General features: G+C 63.5%; 15 protein-coding genes and 1 riboswitch. Of the genes, 9 read left to right on the top strand and 6 right to left on the bottom strand.

The genetic code is table 11. The features are described 5' to 3' along the window. Positions 1 to 40: 40 nt before the first annotated feature. The gene (locus AC0L2D_RS15430) at positions 41 to 1,369 is read right to left on the bottom strand and encodes a dicarboxylate/amino acid:cation symporter (RefSeq protein WP_063167594.1); all 1,329 of its coding nucleotides are present in this window, start codon (positions 1,367 to 1,369) and stop codon (positions 41 to 43) included. A gap of 169 nt (positions 1,370 to 1,538) precedes the next feature. Between AC0L2D_RS15430 and AC0L2D_RS15425 the strand changes: the two genes are divergently transcribed. From AC0L2D_RS15425 to AC0L2D_RS15415, 3 genes are read left to right on the top strand one after another with little or no spacing between them, the layout of a single operon-like run. Beyond that, positions 1,539 to 3,497, top strand: coding sequence for a sensor histidine kinase (locus AC0L2D_RS15425; RefSeq protein WP_473541462.1), 1,959 nt, complete (start codon positions 1,539 to 1,541; stop codon positions 3,495 to 3,497). Further along, positions 3,494 to 4,885, top strand: a complete 1,392-nt coding sequence (locus AC0L2D_RS15420; RefSeq protein WP_013532937.1) for a sigma-54-dependent transcriptional regulator — start codon at positions 3,494 to 3,496, stop codon at positions 4,883 to 4,885. Before AC0L2D_RS15425 ends, AC0L2D_RS15420 begins: the two co-directional genes overlap by 4 nt. After that, positions 4,882 to 5,304: a GNAT family N-acetyltransferase gene (locus tag AC0L2D_RS15415; RefSeq protein WP_473541461.1), complete on the top strand. Its 423-nt coding sequence runs from the start codon at positions 4,882 to 4,884 to the stop codon at positions 5,302 to 5,304. The genes AC0L2D_RS15420 and AC0L2D_RS15415 overlap by 4 nt, the downstream gene beginning before the upstream one ends. Here the strand turns inward: AC0L2D_RS15415 and AC0L2D_RS15410 are convergent. Beyond that, a complete protein-coding gene (locus tag AC0L2D_RS15410) occupies positions 5,301 to 6,416 on the bottom strand; it encodes an anhydro-N-acetylmuramic acid kinase (protein WP_473541460.1) in 1,116 nt (371 codons plus the stop codon). The genes AC0L2D_RS15415 and AC0L2D_RS15410 overlap by 4 nt on opposite strands. Before the next feature lie 371 nt (positions 6,417 to 6,787). Here AC0L2D_RS15410 and AC0L2D_RS15405 point away from each other — a divergent pair, with 371 nt between their 5' ends. The 4 genes from AC0L2D_RS15405 (at position 6,788) to cuyB (ending at position 10,681) form a co-directional block, all read left to right on the top strand. Then, positions 6,788 to 7,477 carry an SDR family NAD(P)-dependent oxidoreductase gene (locus AC0L2D_RS15405; protein WP_473541459.1) on the top strand — a complete coding sequence of 230 codons (690 nt, stop codon included), beginning with the start codon at positions 6,788 to 6,790 and terminating at the stop codon, positions 7,475 to 7,477. A gap of 206 nt (positions 7,478 to 7,683) precedes the next feature. Beyond that, positions 7,684 to 8,523, top strand: a complete 840-nt coding sequence (locus tag AC0L2D_RS15400; RefSeq protein ID WP_473541458.1) for a substrate-binding periplasmic protein — start codon at positions 7,684 to 7,686, stop codon at positions 8,521 to 8,523. 92 nt (positions 8,524 to 8,615) lie between these two features. After that, positions 8,616 to 9,887 (top strand): dicarboxylate/amino acid:cation symporter, encoded by a 1,272-nt coding sequence (locus AC0L2D_RS15395; RefSeq protein WP_473541457.1) that lies wholly within the window; start codon positions 8,616 to 8,618, stop codon positions 9,885 to 9,887. Then, positions 9,884 to 10,681 (top strand): cysteate racemase, encoded by a 798-nt coding sequence (gene cuyB, locus AC0L2D_RS15390; RefSeq protein ID WP_473541456.1) that lies wholly within the window; start codon positions 9,884 to 9,886, stop codon positions 10,679 to 10,681. The genes AC0L2D_RS15395 and cuyB overlap by 4 nt, the downstream gene beginning before the upstream one ends. Positions 10,682 to 10,687: 6 nt before the next feature. Here the strand turns inward: cuyB and AC0L2D_RS15385 are convergent, their stop codons facing one another. Continuing rightward, positions 10,688 to 12,043, bottom strand: coding sequence for a glutamine synthetase family protein (locus tag AC0L2D_RS15385; protein WP_013532930.1), 1,356 nt, complete (start codon positions 12,041 to 12,043; stop codon positions 10,688 to 10,690). A gap of 483 nt (positions 12,044 to 12,526) precedes the next feature. On the opposite strand from AC0L2D_RS15385, the gene ftsZ reads away from it, so the two are divergent. Then, complete coding sequence (gene ftsZ / locus AC0L2D_RS15380) at positions 12,527 to 13,564, top strand: cell division protein FtsZ (RefSeq protein ID WP_337122666.1); 1,038 nt, start codon at positions 12,527 to 12,529, stop codon at positions 13,562 to 13,564. Between the two features lie 57 nt (positions 13,565 to 13,621). On the opposite strand, the gene fba is transcribed toward ftsZ, so the two are convergent. The 3 genes from fba to AC0L2D_RS15365 all read right to left on the bottom strand — a co-directional run bounded on the left by fba (position 13,622) and on the right by AC0L2D_RS15365 (position 16,852). Beyond that, a complete protein-coding gene (fba, locus tag AC0L2D_RS15375) occupies positions 13,622 to 14,686 on the bottom strand; it encodes a class II fructose-bisphosphate aldolase (protein ID WP_013532928.1) in 1,065 nt (354 codons plus the stop codon). A 164-nt stretch (positions 14,687 to 14,850) separates the two neighbouring features. After that, on the bottom strand, positions 14,851 to 15,324 hold the full coding sequence (locus tag AC0L2D_RS15370) for a 6,7-dimethyl-8-ribityllumazine synthase (protein ID WP_063167604.1): 474 nt from the start codon (positions 15,322 to 15,324) through the stop codon (positions 14,851 to 14,853). A 77-nt stretch (positions 15,325 to 15,401) separates the two neighbouring features. After that, positions 15,402 to 15,616, bottom strand: a riboswitch (FMN riboswitch). A gap of 66 nt (positions 15,617 to 15,682) precedes the next feature. Further along, complete coding sequence (locus AC0L2D_RS15365; protein ID WP_473541455.1) at positions 15,683 to 16,852, bottom strand: MFS transporter; 1,170 nt, start codon at positions 16,850 to 16,852, stop codon at positions 15,683 to 15,685. 49 nt (positions 16,853 to 16,901) lie between these two features. On the opposite strand from AC0L2D_RS15365, the gene AC0L2D_RS15360 reads away from it, so the two are divergent. After that, positions 16,902 to 17,441, top strand: coding sequence for an Lrp/AsnC family transcriptional regulator (locus AC0L2D_RS15360; protein WP_013532925.1), 540 nt, complete (start codon positions 16,902 to 16,904; stop codon positions 17,439 to 17,441). Positions 17,442 to 17,446: the final 5 nt, after the last annotated feature.

Below are 17,446 nucleotides of genomic sequence, written 5' to 3'. Positions count from 1 at the left end.
GCAGCATGCCTCCGGCCTTTTACGCATAAGCCACGCGTGGTTACTCGGCGGGGACGACATCCGCCGGCAGGCTGTCATCAGCCGTGCCCGCCAGCGCCCTCGCCAGCTTGGCCTCGTCGAGTTCGCCTTCCCAGCGCGCCACCACCAGCGTGGCGACGGCATTGCCAACGAAGTTGGTCAGCGCCCGGCATTCCGACATGAAGCGGTCGACGCCGAGGATCAGCGCCATACCGGCGACCGGCACCGCCGGAACCACCGACAGCGTGGCGGCAAGGGTGATGAAGCCCGCTCCGGTGATGCCGGCGGCACCCTTGGACGAGAGCATGGCCACCAGCAGCAGCAGGATCTGGTCACCCATCGACAGGTGGATGTTGGTCGCCTGTGCGATGAACAGCGCCGCCAAGGTCATGTAGATGTTGGTGCCGTCGAGGTTGAAGGAATAGCCGGTCGGTATGACCAGACCGACCACCGAGCGCTTGGCGCCGGCCTTCTCCATCTTTTCCATCAGCGAGGGCAGGGCGGCCTCCGACGAGGAGGTGCCCAGCACCAAAAGCAGCTCTTCCTTGATGTAGCGGATCAGCGACAGGATGGAGAATCCGTTGTAGCGGCAGACCGCACCCAGCACGATGAACACGAACAGGAACGACGTCACGTAAAAGGTGCCGACCAGCATGGCGAGATTGATGACCGCGCCGATGCCGTATTTGCCGATGGTGAAGGCCATGGCGCCGAAGGCACCGATGGGGGCGGCCTTCATCAGCACGCTGACCAGCTTGAAGATCGGCGTCGTCAGTGCCTGCAGGAAGTTGAGCACGGGCATGCCCTTGTCGCCGACCAGCGCCAGCGCGATGCCGAACAGCACCGAGAAGAACAGCACCTGCAGGATGTCGCCGTCGGCGAAGGCGCCGACGATGGTCGACGGGATGATGTTCATCAGGAACCCGGTGACCGACTGATCGTGCGCCTTGGCGGCGTAGGTGTTGACGGTCGAGGCGTCGAGCGTCGCCGGGTCGATGTTGAAGCCGGCGCCCGGCTGCACGACATTGGCGACGACAAGGCCGATGATCAGCGCCAACGTCGAAAAGGTGAGGAAATAGAGCATCGCCTTGCCGGCAACACGCCCGACCTTCTGCAGGTCGCTCATGCCGGCAATGCCCGTTGTCACGGTCAGGAAGATGACCGGGGCGATGATCATCTTGACCAGCTTGATGAAGGCGTCGCCGAGCGGCTTCATGCTCTCGCCGACCGACGGATAGAAATGGCCGAGCAGGATGCCGACGGTGATCGCGACGAGCACCTGCACGTAGAGTTGGGCATAGAAAGGCTTGCGCTGCGCGGCAAGCGCGCCTGATTGGTCTGCGATGTGCATCGAACTCTCCCTGGCCGGATGGGCGAAAACGGATCGCCTGCGTGACTTCTCCCATCGCGGCGCTCCGGTCGCACGCCGCTGAAAACAGTTTTGCAAGCGTCGTGCCAGATCGGGGAAAGGCCGGAATCGCGGATTTCCGCCTTTGTCAGAGGTCGCGCGGACAATACTTGTGCGGATTTCCGCACAAGTGGCGTTTGCCTGGGCGGATTTTCGCATTACACTGACCGGAAAGCCGCGAAGAAAAGGGAGAGGGCAGACGCCGCAGGCAGGCACCGATAGCGAATCCCAAGGGTTTGCCGGCCGTGAGTTGCTGCGCGAGGCGGTGGCCCGGCTGCGCGATGGCCGCTGGCTTGTCGTGGTCGCAGCCCTGGCTTTCCTGGCCGGCGCGATCGCCATCGCCGGGCGCATCGCCTCCGGCCAGGCGGCCGACAATCTGCGCGACACAGCACTTGCCGCTCTGCCGCTGGCGGCGGGAACGCTGACCGGCGAAATCGAAAAGCAGCGCCTGGTTCCCTTGGTGCTGGCCCGCGACGATGCTGTGCGGGGCGCGCTGCGCCGGGCCGGGAAGATGCAAGAAGCGGCCCTCAACGACAAGCTCAAGGCGATTGCCGGCGATGCCTCGGCCTCCGCCATCTATGTCATCGATACGGCAGGCATCGCCATATCAGCCAGCAATGCCGGCGAACCGACCAGCTTTGTCGGCATCGACTATAATTTCCGGCACTATTTTCAGGAGGCGATGGCGAAAGGTGCTGCCAGCCAATATGGCCTCGGCACGATCAGCGGACGGCCGGGACTCTACCTTTCGAGCCGCGTCGACGATAACGGCAAGCCGCTTGGCGTTGCAGTGTTGAAGGTCGAGCTCGACGGCGTCGAGGCAAATTGGCGTTCCAGCGGTTTCCTTGTCTTTGTCACCGATGAACGAGGCGTCGTGCTGGCCACCAGCCAGCCCGACTGGCGGTTTCGTGCGCTGGCACCACTGTCGGCCGAGGACGTGGCCGCCGCCCATGAGCAACTGCAATTGGCCGATGCTGCCTTCGAGCCGCTGCCGTTCAGACGCAGCGCCGGCGATGGCCTGGCGACGATCGACAACGCCGGAAAACCACGCCAGTTCGTCGAGGTGGTGCAGGATTTGCCCGGTGCAGTCCCAGGCTGGCGTCTGTGGCTGCTGACGCCCGCCGACGCTGCTCTCTCCTCGGCCGCCAATACGGCGCGCCTGACCACGCTCCTGGGCTTGCTGCTTCTAGGCTTGATTGCCTACGTGCTGACCCGGCGTCGGCGAACGCGCAGGCTGCGGCAGGAAGCGCTGGCGCGCATGAATGCCGAGCTCGAAAGCCGGGTCAGCACGCGAACGGCCGAGCTGACGCGCTCCAACACCGCACTTGCCGGCGAAATCGCCGAGCGCGAGAATGCCGAAGCCAAGGTCCGCCGACTGCGCGACGATCTCGCCCAGGCCAACCGGCTTTCCATCCTCGGCCAGATCGCCGCCGGCGTGGCGCATGAGATCAACCAGCCGGTCGCCGCCATCCGCACCTATGCCGAGAATGCAGGTCGTTTTCTGGACAGCGGCAAGACCGGATCGGCCAGCGGCAATCTGACATCGATCGTTTCGATGACCGAACGCATCGGCGCGATCACCGGCACCTTGCGCACTTTCGCCCGCCGGCCGGGCGTCGCCGCTTCGCCGCTGCCGGTGCGCGAGGCGATCGACGGCGCGCTGTCGCTGCTGTCAGGCCGCATACGCGATTCCGGCGTCACCATCGTCAGGCCGCGCGGCAATGCCTCGCCGGTGGTCATGGCGAGCCGCATCCGGCTGGAGCAGATCCTGGTCAATCTTTTGCAAAATGCATTGGACGCGATGAAGGACCAGCCCGATCCGCGCATCGAGATCGAACTCGCCGAGCGCGGTGATCGAGTGCTGATTTCGGTGCGCGACAATGGACCCGGCCTTGGTCCGGAGGCGGCCGGCAATCTGTTCATGCCGTTCCAGACCACCAAGGAGAAGGGGCTTGGCCTGGGGCTGGTGATCTCGCAGGAGATCGCCCAGGAATTGGGCGGCACGCTGCGGCTCGATCCCGGCAATGGCAGCGGCGCATCCTTCACCATCGATTTGAGGCGAATTGAATGACAGACGGATCAGGGCTGGTCGCGCTCGTCGACGACGATGCGGACCTCCTTCACGCCACCACGCAATTGCTCGAGCTTGCCGGCTTCACGGTGGTCGCACTCGACGCCGCCGAGGCAGCACTTGCCGTCGTCGACAGGAATTTCGAGGGCGTCGTCGTCAGCGATATCCGCATGCCAGGCATGAATGGTCTGCAGCTGTTCGATCGCATCAAAGCGATCGACGCGGATATACCGGTGATCCTGGTTACCGGGCATGGCGACGTCGATCTCGCTGTGGCCGCGCTCAAGGACGGCGTTTACGATTTCATTCCGAAACCCTATGCCGGAGAACGCCTTGTCGAGGCGCTGAAACGGGCGAGTGAGAAGCGGCGGCTGGTGATGGAAAACCGGCGGCTGCGCGAAGCCGCGGCACTGGCCGCCGACGGCCTGCCGCTGATCGGCGAGGCGCCTGCCATCAAACGGTTGCGCGAGACCTTGCGCCAGATCGCCGACATGGATGTCGATGTGCTGGTGGAAGGAGAAACGGGAACCGGCAAGGAAGTGGTGGCGGACCTCCTGCACCGATGGGGGCGGCGGCGCGCAAAACCCTTCGTGGCGCTGAATTGCGGCGCACTGCCGGAGACGGTCATAGAGAGCGAGTTGTTCGGCCACGAGGCAGGCGCGTTCACCGGCGCGCAACGGCGGCGGATCGGCAGCATCGAGCATTCGAGCGGCGGTACGCTGTTTCTCGACGAGATCGAATCCATGCCGCCTGCGCTCCAGGTCAAGCTGCTGCGCGTGCTCGAAACGCGCAGCCTCACGCCGCTTGGCTCGAACGAGATCCGGCGCATCGATCTCAGGGTCGTCGCGGCGACCAAGGTCGATCTCGGGCGGCCGGACCAGCGCGGCGATTTTCGCGAGGATCTGTATTTTCGCCTCAACGTGGTGACGCTGCGCATTCCGCCGCTACGTGAACGCCGCGGCGATATCCCGATGCTGTTCGGGCATTTCCTCGGCAAGGCGGCCGAACGGTTTGGCCGGCCTGTCGCCAAGGTGAATGCAGCCGTCAGCGATCATCTCCAGTCGCATGACTGGCCGGGCAATGTGCGCGAGCTCGCCCATTTCGCCGATCGCGTCGCGCTCGGTCTCGGCCCGGACGAGGAGATGAAAACGGTTCGCGCGTATTCGCCGGAGCCTGCGGCAGCATTGCCCGAACGGGTCGGCCACTATGAGGCGCAACTGATCCGCGATGCGCTACGCGACCATGGCGGCGACGTGCGCGCCGCCATCGACGCGCTCGGCGTGCCGCGTAAGACCTTTTATGACAAGCTCAAGCGCTACGGCATTGCCGCGTCCGAATTTCGCAATGGCGGCGATGCCGATACGCAACCCATCTCGGAAAAGCGATGAACACGACACTGGAAACGACGGCAAATCCCTCGCCGCAAGACCTCACTTTTCTCAGCGAAAGGCTGACGGCGTTCAACGACGGCGATGTCGGCGCGTCCGAAAGGCATGCGCTTGCGGTGTTCGTGCGCGACGACGCCGGCGCGGTCGTCGCCGGCATTTCCGGCTACACCGCCTGGGGATGGCTTTATGTGCAATGGCTCTGGGTGGATGAGCGGCTGCGTGGCCAGCACATGGCCGGCAAGATGCTGGACGCGGCCGAACATGAAGCGGTGGCGCGCGGCTGTCAAAACGCCTGGATCGACACCTTCAATCCGAATGCCGCCAAGGTCTATCAGCGCCAGGGTTATCAGCCCTTTGGAACACTTGCCGACTCCCCCGTCGGCCGCAGCCGCATCTTCCTGCAGAAGAAACTGGCTTAACCGGCGAGTTTTCCGCCCTGCATCGGCCGTGGTGCGCCGGTCGTGCTCGGAAAACTGATCGGCAGCCCGCGCAGCACGCGAACCGCGAGGAAGGCAAAGCATTCCGCCTCCACCGCGTCGCCGCTCCAGCCCAGGCTCTCGGCCTGCACCACCTCGACGCCGGCGCGGCTGGCCAGCATCGCCATCATGGTCGGATTATGGCGACCTCCGCCGCTGACCACCAGCTTTTTAGGCCGGCTTGGTAAGAGGTCGAGTGCCTTGCCGACGGCGCCGGCGGTGAACGCGGTGAGCAAGGCTGCACCATCCTCTGCATTCAGGCCGTCCGCCATCGCGGCACCGAAGTCGAAACGATCCAGCGATTTCGGGTAGGCTTTGCTCAGATAAGGGTGCTGCAGCAGCTTGGCGAGCCGGGCCTCGTCGACCGTTCCCGCCCGGCCAAGCGCGCCGTCGCGGTCCATCTCGCCGAGCCCCTTCGACTTGATGAAATCGTTGAGCGGCGCGTTGGCGGGGCCGGTGTCGAAGGCGACGACATTGTCAGCGCCGTCCCACCAGGTGATGTTGGCGACGCCGCCGAGATTGAGTACGGCGACCTCGCCATTGGCACCGGCGCTGCGCATCAGCGCGGTGTGATAGACCGCGGCCAGCGGCGCGCCTTGCCCCCCGGCGCGCATGTCGGCCGAGCGGAAATCGTATGCGACCTTGGTGCCCAGTATGGCATGCATCAGCTCACCGTCGCCGAGCTGCCGGGTCTGGCCCAGCCGTCCAACCTGCGGCGCACGATGCAGAACGGTCTGGCCGTGAAAACCGACGATGCCGATATCGGCCATCGTCTTGCCATAGCCTTCGACCAACTCCTTGACGGCCGCCGATTGCGCGCGTGTCAGGGCATCCTCCGCGGTGCGGAAGATCGCCGGCTCCGGCCCGACGAAATTCCACGCCCGCGCCTCCGTCAGCGTCTCTTCCAGCAGCGAGCGGATCGACGCGGGATAGGGCATCAACCGATAGGTGCCGAAATCCTCGATCTGCTCGCCATCGGTCTTGATCAGCGCGACGTCGATGTTGCCGTCCAGCACCGTGCCGGTCATCAGGCCGACGGCCCAGATTGGTTCCATAGTCGTTTCCTCGTTGAGCATGATCTTTTCCGAAAACCGTTTCCCACTTTTCGGGACCATGCTCCAGTCCCCATCGATGAGATCGCCGAAAGCTTTGCGAAGCCTGACGATTCTACCGTCAAAATATCGGTCGGATGAATCCGGTTAGCGGGCAAGGTCCAGGCCTTACCACTGTCGAAGTGGCGGTCTCGGTGCTGAAGGCCGAGCGGCCTTCGTAGCGCCACAGGCGATGCTGGACCGCGCAACGTCGGTTCTGCAGCCGTCTGGCTCAACAACCGCCGAGATGCCACCTCTTGTCTGTCAGCCCCGAAGGCGCGACCTTGCCTGATCTGGCGAACGCTTCCGCCGAAATCCGCAAGGAGTGAAAAATCATGGCATCCGATGTGGCCGTCATTGCAGGCGCCGGCGCTGGTCTGAGCGCCTCGCTTGCGCGCCTTCTCACCCGGGAAGGCTTTCGCGTGGTTCTGGCCGCCCGCAATGTCGAGAAGCTCAGCGCTCTGACCGACGAAACCGGGGCGCTGGCCGTCGAGACGGATGTTGCCGACGTTGCGTCCGTCGCCAGCCTGTTCGACACCGCAGACAAGGCCGGCCCGCTGGCGCTTGCAGTGTTCAACGCCAGCGCGCGCACCCGCGGACCGATCGCCGAGCTCGATGCCGAAGCGGTCAAACAGGCATTGCTGGTCGGCGCCTATGGCGGCTTCCTGGTCGGCCAGCAGGCGGCACGCCGGCTGCTGGCGCGGGGTTCCGGATCGATCCTGTTCACCGGCGCCACCGCCAGTGTGAAGGGATTTCCCGGCTCAGCCGGCTTCGCCATGCCGAAATTCGGCCTGCGCGGCCTGGCGCAGTCCATGGCCCGCGAGCTCGCTCCGCAGAACATCCACGTCGCCCACTTCATCATCGACGGCCAGATCGAGCCGCCCGGACAGGTGGCCGATGCCGACCGGCCGGACCGCCGTCTATCGCCGGACGCCATCGCCGAGGCCTATCTTACAATCCATCGCCAGCATCGCAGCGCCTGGAGCTCGGAGCTTGAGCTGCGGCCCTGGGCAGAGACGTTTTGACAGTGCAGCTGATCGCCTAGGGGCCAACTGATCGCCTGGCGGGAAGTAACGCGATCCTTCCGCCATTCCTTTTACATTAGGTGATACTAATATTTTGTGGCGCTGAGCTGCTTATCCAATACATAAAAAAGCGCAGTGTAATATATACGTTTGTTTAACGTCGGTTGTGCATCTTGCTGGCTTTCCCGGTCTAATTGAGAACGCGTATGCCGGTTACACGTCGTACACTGCTTGCGGCCGGGAGCGGCGGGTTGCTGATCTCGCAAGCCCGGGCGGCCAACACTCCAGGACAGCAGGCGGAGAACGCCCCAACGCCGATCGCGAGCGGCGATGCCTTGCGCATCGCAATGCCGGCCTTCGCTTCCAATCCGTTCTTCCCGGCCGACGGATCGGGGGACAATGGCATAGACATGGAACTGGCCCACGGCATCGCCGCGGCGCTTGGGGTCGAGCCGGTGTTCGACCGATCCGCCGCAACGTTCGACGATATCGTCAGACAGGTCAGTTCCGGACAGGCCGACATGGCGATTGGCAAGCTCAGCAGGACGCTTCAGCGCGGCCGGTTGATCATCTATTCCCGCCCCTACGCCATGCTGCGGCAAGGGCTGATCGCCAACCGCCTCAACCTGGCGCGTATCGCGCAAGGCAAGCCGCCAGAACAGATTGTCCGTGATTTCTCAGGCGATCTCGGCGTGATCGAGGGCTCTTCCTTCGCCACTTATGCGGCCACGACTTTCCCACATGCGCAAATCCATCGCTTGGCAAGCTGGGATCTGATCATCGATGCGATCCGAAACGGGACGATCGACATGGCCTATCGCGATGATTTCGAGATCAAGAAGCTGATGGTCGACGATCCGTCGATGACAGTCGTAGCGCGCTCCATCACGCTGACCGACAAGGTCGATACGATCGCAGTCGGCGTGCGGCCGGACAATCCGCATCTCGCGGCCTTTGTCGATCTGTATCTCGACCTCGCGCGGGGTCAGCAGATTCTCAACACGGACGAGATCATCGCCCGCTATCGCCTGGGGAGCAAAGCCTGACAATGGCCATCTCCGACGTAGCCGGACCCCTGCCTTTCGATTGGCGTCTCGCGGCAAGGCGTATCTTGCGATCGCCGGTGACGACGATTGCGATGATTGCTGCAGGAATCCTGTGCGGCCTCTACTATCCAGACTTTGCCCATGCGATCAGCCCTGTCGCACAACTCTACCTGAATTTCCTCAAGATGGTCGTCCTGCCCTATTTGGTCTCGTCGGTCATCTTCTCCATCACGGCGATGGTCCAGGACCCGAAATCGGTCCGCTACCTCGGTAAGGTGGGTATGGCCGTGCTGGTCGTGTCGTTCCTGGCCGTGCTGGTGAGCGGCACCTTGTCGCTGATCCTGCAGCCGGGCCAGATCGAGAATCCCCAGTCGCGCATCGAGCTTGGCGAGTTCATCAATTCGCAAGGCAGCGTGTCCACCGATCTCGCCTTCCCGTTCCAGCCGCCGCCCTCCAATGGGGATCCCAGCGGCGGGCATTCGATCCTGCTCGACCTGGTGCCGAACAACGTCTTCAATGCGCTGGCCTCGGGACAGACCATCCAGGTTCTGCTGTTCTGCCTGCTTTTCGGGCTCGCGATGGGGAAGATTCCCCAGCCCTCGTCCATGAGCCTGACGCAGGCGCTCAACGCGGTCTACAGGGCCTGTACGGTGCTGACCAACTGGTTCATCTGGGGGTTGCCCTTTGCAACCTTCATCCTGATCGCGGACCAGACCGCGTCGACCGGAACCAAGCCGCTCACGCTGATGGGCGGTTACCTGCTGGTGATGGGTCTTTCCTGCCTCATATTCGTTGCCGGCGCCTTTGCCATTATCGCCATCCGGTCGCGACGAAGCTACTGGACCACGATCAAGACCTGCCAGCCGCTTCTCATGGTGGCCATCACCACACGCTCTACGGTCGCCTCGCTGCCATGGGTCATCAACCTTTTGAGCGAGCGCCTGCGGTTCAGCCTGGTGGTCGTGGAACTGCTGGTGCCGCTGCAGGCGGCTTTGCTGCGTACAGGCCCGGCGCTGCTCTACACTTCGGGTGCGCTGTTCATCGCCCAACTCTACGGCCACCCACTTGCCGTCTCGGACCTCGTGCTCGTCGGCATCATCTCGGCGCTTCTCGCGCTCACCACCGGCGGCATGGGCAGCCTGCTCATCCTGTCGCAGATGTCCATCGTCTGCGGCTACCTGAAGCTTCCCTTCGAGGCGGCGTTCGCCCTGTTCGTTGCGGTGGATGCGGCCGTGGACACGTTCATGACGCTGGCCAGCGTCTGCACCGTCGCAGCGAGCACGGCAATGATCGCTCCCAGCCACAGGGAGGCGACACAGCCTGAAAACGTCTCGGAGCAGCTCGAAGCCGAGCCTGCCGGATGATCGACGACAGCATCCGTCCCCAACTCGGCATTATCGGCGGCCTCGGGCCGCTTGCATCGGCTGACTTCTACTTCAAATTGACCCGGATAACCCAGGCGTTCAGAGACAACGAACATGTGCCTGCCGTGATCCTCAGCGTACCGCAGCTGCCCGACAGGACCGAAGCCATCCTTGCCGGCCATGACGGGCCGCTGGCGCCTTTGAAAGCCGCGGTCGCGACGCTCAATACGCTCGGCGTCGCCTGCGTCGCGATGCCGTGCAACACCGCCCATCATTGGTACGACCAACTGGCGGCGAATTCGCGCGCGGAAATCATCCATATCGGCGACGCCGTGGTGGCGGAGACGCGTCGCAGCCTGGAGCGGGGCCGGGTTGCTGTTCTAGCCACCCAGGGCACGCTGGTCTCCGGCTTCTATCAGGACAGGATGTCGGCGGCGGGATTTGAGCTCTGCCTTCCCTCGAACATCGAATTTCAGGCGTGCGTCGACAGCGCGATCAGCCTCGTCAAGGCGGGTTCGATCGCGGATGCGGCGGTTGAAACCGAGCGCGCGCTCGACATCGCGCAAGCGACCGGCGCCGATGCCGCCCTGCTCGGCTGCACCGAACTGTCGGTGGTGGCTGCCAGCCTCAACGACGTGAATGGATTGGTCGTCATCGACAGCAATGCGGCCCTGGCGCGAGTCTGCCTGACGCGATTAGGGTTCGGTACGCAGGAAGCCCGAGGCCTGCCGACCGTATCGCGGCCGCCAGGACATGATTGGCCGATGCGCGCCAGCTTGGCCGTACTGGCGTAACCCGATCTAGACGCTCTCGAGGTATGTCTCGATCTCGAAATCGCTGACATTGAGCGCGAACGTGTTCAGCTCCTGGCGTTTGCAGGCCACAAAGGAGTCGCGCAGGATGGCTGGAAAAATCTCCGCCACATGCGTCCCGCTCTCGAAGGCGGCGATCGCGGATGCCCAGTCCGGCGGCAGCTTTGCCGGCGGAAGTCCCTGGCCGTCTGTGCCGATCGGATCACCTGGCGACAACTGTCTTTCGATGCCGGTCAGCGCGGCGCCCAATATGGCCGCAAGCACCAGATAGGGGTTGGCGTCGGCTCCCGATACGCGGTGCTCGATACGGCGAGCAGCGGTCGGCCCGCCCGGAATGCGGATCGCGACCATGCGATTCTCATAGCCCCAGGCGACCGCGGTTGGCGCATAGGATCTTGGGCGCAGCCTGCGGTACGAATTGAAGTGCGGCGCGAATACCAGCGTGCTCTCGGCCATTGCCGCAAGCAGGCCACCGACTGCATGGCGCATGGTCTCCGAGCCCTGGTCGGTGCCGTCGTCGAAGACGTTGCGCCCTTCACCGTCGACCAGGCTGAAATGAACGTGAAAGCCGTTGCCCGCCCGGTCGCCATAGGGCTTGGCCATGAAGCAGGCGGCAAAGCCGTGCTTGCGGGCAATGCCCTTCACCGTGCGCTTGAACAACACCGCATCGTCAGCCGCCCGCAACGCGTCCGCGACATGGTTCAGATTGATCTCGAACTGACCGACGCCGTTTTCGGCGATGGCCGTGTCGACGGGAATGCCTTGCGTCCGGCAAGCCTCGTAGACGTCATGGATGAAGGATTCGAAATCGTCGATCTCGTCGATCGACAGCGCCGCGTCGGAATCGAGCCGGCGTCCGGTCACCGGCGAGACAGGGCCGACCGGCCGCTGCGATTGCGGATCGACGAGGTAGAATTCGAGTTCCGTTGCCGCGACCGGGGTCAGGCCCAGGGCCTTGTAGCGATCGAGGATGCGGGCCAGCGCCCGTCGCGGGTCGCCGAGATAGGGCGCGCCGCTTTCGTCGGCAAGCCACAGCGGGACAAGTGCCGTCGGATGCGCCGTCCAGGCCACCGGCAGAATGCCGCGCCCGGTCCATTGGCACAGTCCATCGGCATCGCCGGTCGAGAAAACCAGGCTGTTGCCTTCGATGTCTTCGCCCCAGACATCCAGTCCGATCAGCGAAAAAGGCATGCGCAGCTTGCCTTCCAGCGCCTTTCTTGCCTGCTCGACGGGAATGCGCTTGCCGCGCATGATACCGTTGAGGTCGCACACCGCCGCCCTCAGGCTCTGGATGTCGGTTCTGCTTTCAAGCCAGTTCAAAACGTCCGCAATTGCATCGCTCAATTTAAAGCCTCTGGTTTTCGAAGGTGCCGCAGCCTGACCGGCCGCACGTCCCTGGTAAAAATAGCTGGTGAGTTTTAGGAAAACAGACGTGGCTGTCGCCAAGCGCTTTTCCTTATTTTTTTAAGTCACTAGCTGGTATGTCGGGAGGCATTTCAAAACCAATTGCGCGATCTGCGATCGCAACATAGAGGTTGGAGGGCGGAATGCCAAGCACGAGCCGGTAAACCAGCGCGCAGCCGCTATCGGCGGGAGCGGCGAGCTCGCTGCGGTAAGATCTGGCGCACGCAGCGCCCGAGCCACGCTGTGCAAAACGGTCATCACAAATCTTGACCTCGCATGCACTTGCACCTCTGGCCGCTGTCTGGCTTTTTGGGGTACCCATCGCAACGGACTGATTCGCGTCATGCCGCTCGATTGCAATATGCCCAAGGCAGTCTGCGGGTGGGTCGTGAAGCGCGCGCAATTGACGAAGGAGAAACAGGCATGGCCGAGTTCAAGAAGCCCGAAATCTCCGAGATGAGACCCAAGATCACCGTTATCGGCGTCGGCGGCGGCGGCGGCAATGCCGTCAACAACATGATCGCCGAGCAGCTTCAGGGTACCGAATTCATCGCCGCCAACACCGACGCGCAGGCGCTGACCATGTCCAAGGCGACGCGGCTGATCCAGCTTGGCGCTCATGTCACCGAAGGGCTGGGCGCCGGATCGCTTCCCGAGATCGGTCGCGCCGCGGCCGAGGAATCGCTCGACGAGATCATGGACCATCTGGCCGGCACGCATATGTGTTTCGTCACCGCCGGAATGGGCGGCGGCACGGGAACCGGTGCGGCTCCAATCATCGCCCAGGCGGCGCGCAAAGCCGGCATCCTGACGGTTGGCGTCGTCACGAAGCCGTTCACCTTTGAAGGCCGGCGCCGCATGCAGATGGCCGAAGAAGGCATCGAGCGGCTGCGCGAGAGCGCCGACACGGTGATCGTCATCCCGAACCAGAACCTGTTCAGGATCGCCGATGCCAAGACCACCTTCGCCGATGCGTTCGTCATTGCCGACCGGGTGCTCTATGCCGGCGTCAGCTGCATCACCGATCTCATCGTCAAGGAAGGCCTGATCAATCTCGACTTCGCCGATGTCAAATCCGTGATGCGCGACATGGGCCGCGCCATGATGGGCACCGGTGAGGCTTCCGGTGAAGGCCGCGCGATGAAGGCGGCCGAAGCCGCGATCGCCAACCCGCTGCTCGACGAAGTGTCGATGAAAGGCGCCAAGGGCGTGCTGGTCTCGATATCGGGTGGCAGGGACATGACCCTGTTTGAAGTCGACGAGGCCGCCACCCGCATCCGCGAAGAGGTCTACGAGGATGCCGACATCATCGTTGGCGCCATCTTCGACAAGGGCATGGAAGGCCGCTTCAGGGTCTCGGTCGTGGCGACGGGCCTCGACCGTGCTTTTGGCGCCGAGGATGCCGACGCCGGCATCGCGCGCGACCACGCCGGTCAGCCGCCGGCGCGCACGCTTCAATAGTGTTCGGTAAACGGGCAGGGCGCTGCCGCGCTCCTGCCCTCGATACCAGCGTTCAGCTCAGCCGAACTTCGGGTCCAGACTGCCCGACTTGTAGCGCTTGGCCATTTCGGCGACCGGCAGCGGCTTGATCTTCTGCGCGTTGCCGGCGGTGCCGAACTGTTCGAAGCGCTCCTTGCAGAGCTTGCGCATGGCGGCCATGGCCGGTGTCAGATACTTGCGCGGGTCGAACTCGCTCGGGTTCTCGGTCAGCACCTTGCGGATCGCGCCGGTCAGCGCCATGCGGTTGTCGGTGTCGATGTTGATCTTGCGCACGCCGTGCTTGATGCCGCGCTGGATCTCCTCGACCGGCACGCCCCAGGTTGGCTTCATCTGGCCGCCATATTTGTTGATGATCTCCTGCAGATCCTCGGGCACCGAGGACGAGCCGTGCATGACCAGGTGCATGTTCGGCAGCCGGCGATGGATCTCCTCGATGACGTTCATGGCCAGCACCGCGCCGTCCGGCTTGCGCGAGAATTTGTAGGCGCCATGGCTGGTGCCCATGGCAACCGCCAGCGCATCGACATGGGTGTCCTTGACGAACTCGACCGCCTGTTCGGGATCGGTCAAAAGCTGGTCGTGGCTGATCGCCCCTTCGACGCCGTGGCCGTCTTCCTGCTCGCCGCCGCCGCTTTCCAGCGAGCCGAGCACGCCGATCTCGCCTTCGACGGACACGCCGCCCCAATGCGCCATGTCGACGACGCGCTTGGTGATGCCGGAATTGTAGGCGTAGTCGGCCGGCGTCTTGCCGTCTTCCTTCAGCGATCCGTCCATCATGACGGAGGTGAAGCCGTACTGGATCGCGGTGACGCAGGTGGCTTCGTTGTTGCCATGGTCGAGATGCATGCAGACCGGAATGTCGGGATGGATTTCGACCAGCGCGTCGATCAGCTTGGCCAGCACCACGTCATTGGCATAGGCGCGCGCGCCGCGGCTAGCCTGCAGGATGACCGGCGACTTGGTCTCCTCGGCGGCCTCCATGATGGCGAGGCCCTGTTCCATGTTGTTCATGTTGAAAGCGGGCACGCCATAGCCGTATTCGGCGGCGTGGTCGAGCAATTGTCTCAGTGTTATGCGAGCCACCCAATAGTCTCCCGTATCTGGTTTCAAGCGCAACGTCGCGGGCCGGCCGGTTTGCCGGTCGGCCCTTGATGCTTCTGGCGGGATTTCAAGGGAACCGCAACCTTCGGAGCGCTTCTCGATCGCAATTCTTGTTGCAGGGTTGAAATCCGGCCAGTTTGACGACCTCAGGCCGCGATCAGGTCCCGCGCCGCCAGGAGTTGCACGCAGGCGTTCGCCGCTTCCTTGCCCTTGACGGTGAAGTGCTCGAAGAAGAAGCGGTGGTGCTCGGCGCTGTCGTGGTAGTTGTGCGGGGTGAGCACCGCCGACAGCACCGGCACGCCGGTCGACAGCTGCACGTTCATCATGCCGTCGATGACAGCACTTGCGACGAACTCATGCCGGTAGATGCCGCCATTGACCACAAAGGCTGTGCCGAGGATCGCGGCATAACGGCCGGTCCCGGCCAGGGTCTTGGCATGCAGGGGAATTTCATAGGCGCCGGGCACGTCGAAGATGTCGACGGTGAAGCGCTCGTCTCCCAGAGAGGCCAGTTCAGCTTCGAAGGCCTGTACGCACTGGTCGACGATGTCGGCATGCCAGCGCGCGCGGATAACGGCGATGCGGGTCGTTTCATAGTCTTTATGGGAATGCTGATTCATGGGTCCATCCTTCCGTTTCGAACCAGAATCAGGACGCACGATACGGATTAAGCCCGCAAAAAGCGGGCCGGCTTCCGTTTCGTCCTCTTCCATCCGGACTGTAACCGTCGGCTCCGGAATCACACCGGATCTGCTGACCTTTCCACTAGAGCGCCACGCGTCCCTTGGACGCGTAAAGGACGCTCTAGCACTTAAGAATCCACGCATTGATGCGTGGACCGGAAAGCGCTCGCGGGCTTGGGTAGAAACCCTTACCGCCGGTGGGGACTTTCACCCCGCCCTGAGAACATTAACGGCTTTGTATGAAAGGGCAGGACGCTGCTGTCAACCGTGAGAAGGTTGGGCCAAGCACGTTCGACTACCGCGTGCGCCACGCCGCCGCCGATGCGGCGATCAGCATGAGCAGTGCTGCAACCATCACGCAGACAGCAAAGCCGAAGTTGGAATAAAGCGGCCCGAAGCTGGTGGTGCCGACAAAGACCGCGAGGTAAGTCACCGCACTGTTCAGGCCCATGATCGTGCCGCGCCGCGATGGATCGAGCGCCGACAGGCGCATCACCAGGACGTTCAGGCCGAAATGATTGGCCAGTCCCCAGATTGCCACCATGGTCAAGGTCAGCCCGAAACTGTCGCTCGTCGCGGCCATCGCGACGTAGACGACGGCGACAAGAAGATAGGCAAACGGCATGACGCTCCGCGCACCCAGTCTGTCGATGACGCCGTCGAGCAGGGCAGCCGTCCCGAAGCCTATGCCGTAGGCAAGCGCCGCCAGGCCATTGGCACTCACCGGCTGTCCAAGCCCTGCATGAAGATGGTCGCCGAGATAGCCATAGACGCCGTAGAACGAAGTCATGAAGGCCGCGCACGCGACCAGCAGCGGCAGGATTCCGGGAATGCCGAGCGCTTCCAGCGGGGCGGGCGCCGGTCCGGCCTTCCTGGTGTCGCTGAGCGACGTCGCTGTCAGCCCCATCCATGCAAGGGCCGCAAGCACCGCGACCGCTGCGAAAACGGCGCGCCAATGCACCAGATCGGCAAGCACGGCCGAAAGCGAAACGCCGGCAACCATGCTGAGTGTCCATCCGGTCAGCACGACGCCGATCGTGCCGCTCTCCCTGCCCGGAGGAGCGATGGCCGCCGCGCTGGCATAGATCGCCGGCATGGCGACGCCGGCGGCGATGCCGGCCAGCAGCTGTGCGGCGACCAGCATGATCACCGTGGGTGCCGCGGCGCTGGCGACCAGCGCCAGTGCCAACAGCAGCAGTGCGCCCTGCAGCATTCTGCGAGCACCGAGCCGGTCGATGTAGCGCGCCAGGAACAGCGCGCTGGCAGAGGTGCCGAGGCCGAACGCGGCCGCCGCAATCATCACGGCCGGCACGCTGGTTCCGAACGACGAGGCGACAGCCGGTGCAATCGGACCCAGCACCAGCGAGTTCGAGCCGATGACCGCGATGCAGCCCGTCAACAGATAGGCAAGCGCCGGGATCGGGGCTCGGGCAGTCAATGGTGCAAGTTGATCAATGTTCGACATATCGGCATAATGGCCGTATTATATTCAGCGGAGAACCAGGAATTTCGCCATGGATGAAGAAACAGATGGCATTCTGCAGAACAGGCCAGCGGCCCGCGATCTCGACGCGATAGACCGAAGAATATTAGGTGTCCTGGTCGATGATGCCACGATCAGCTACGCCGAACTCGGCGATCGCGTCGGCTTGTCGCCACCGGCAGCGCATGAGCGGGTCAAACGGCTCCGGCGCAGCGGCGCCATCCGCAACACGGTCACCATCATCGATCCCCGGGCGGTGAAAAAGCCTTTGCTCGCCTTTGTCCATATCGACACCAGGGGCTGGGGAAAGACGCCGGAACTGATGGCGGTCTCGCAATATCCCGAAGTGGAGGAAATCCATACCGTCGCCGGCGACACCTGCATGCTGCTGAAGGTCCGCACCGAAGACACCAGGGCCCTCGAAGGCCTTTTGGCGCGCCTCTACGAAACGCCGGGCGTCACCTCGACGCGCAGCTATGTGGTGCTCTCGACCTATCTGGAGCGGCCGGTGCAGCCGGGTATCACCGAGACTTGGCCGACACCCAAGCACATGGCCGAGCCTCTGTACTAGAAGCG

The organism is Mesorhizobium sp. WSM4833, assembly GCF_055811095.1.
This window is presented reverse-complemented; position numbering and strand designations above follow the sequence as displayed.

Excerpts from the sequence above, each read along its gene's own strand:
- AC0L2D_RS15360 (WP_013532925.1), top strand. The coding sequence starts at position 16,902 with ATGGATGAAGAAACAGATGGCATTCTGCAGAACAGGCCAGCGGCCCGC.
- AC0L2D_RS15365 (WP_473541455.1), bottom strand. The coding sequence starts at position 16,852 with ATGTCGAACATTGATCAACTTGCACCATTGACTGCCCGAGCCCCGATC.
- AC0L2D_RS15370 (WP_063167604.1), bottom strand. The coding sequence starts at position 15,324 with ATGAATCAGCATTCCCATAAAGACTATGAAACGACCCGCATCGCCGTT.
- AC0L2D_RS15420 (WP_013532937.1), top strand. The coding sequence starts at position 3,494 with ATGACAGACGGATCAGGGCTGGTCGCGCTCGTCGACGACGATGCGGAC.
- AC0L2D_RS15405 (WP_473541459.1), top strand. The coding sequence starts at position 6,788 with ATGGCATCCGATGTGGCCGTCATTGCAGGCGCCGGCGCTGGTCTGAGC.
- AC0L2D_RS15415 (WP_473541461.1), top strand. The coding sequence starts at position 4,882 with ATGAACACGACACTGGAAACGACGGCAAATCCCTCGCCGCAAGACCTC.
- AC0L2D_RS15400 (WP_473541458.1), top strand. The coding sequence starts at position 7,684 with ATGCCGGTTACACGTCGTACACTGCTTGCGGCCGGGAGCGGCGGGTTG.
- cuyB (WP_473541456.1), top strand. The coding sequence starts at position 9,884 with ATGATCGACGACAGCATCCGTCCCCAACTCGGCATTATCGGCGGCCTC.
- AC0L2D_RS15395 (WP_473541457.1), top strand. The coding sequence starts at position 8,616 with ATGATTGCTGCAGGAATCCTGTGCGGCCTCTACTATCCAGACTTTGCC.
- ftsZ (WP_337122666.1), top strand. The coding sequence starts at position 12,527 with ATGGCCGAGTTCAAGAAGCCCGAAATCTCCGAGATGAGACCCAAGATC.
- AC0L2D_RS15430 (WP_063167594.1), bottom strand. The coding sequence starts at position 1,369 with ATGCACATCGCAGACCAATCAGGCGCGCTTGCCGCGCAGCGCAAGCCT.
- AC0L2D_RS15410 (WP_473541460.1), bottom strand. The coding sequence starts at position 6,416 with ATGGAACCAATCTGGGCCGTCGGCCTGATGACCGGCACGGTGCTGGAC.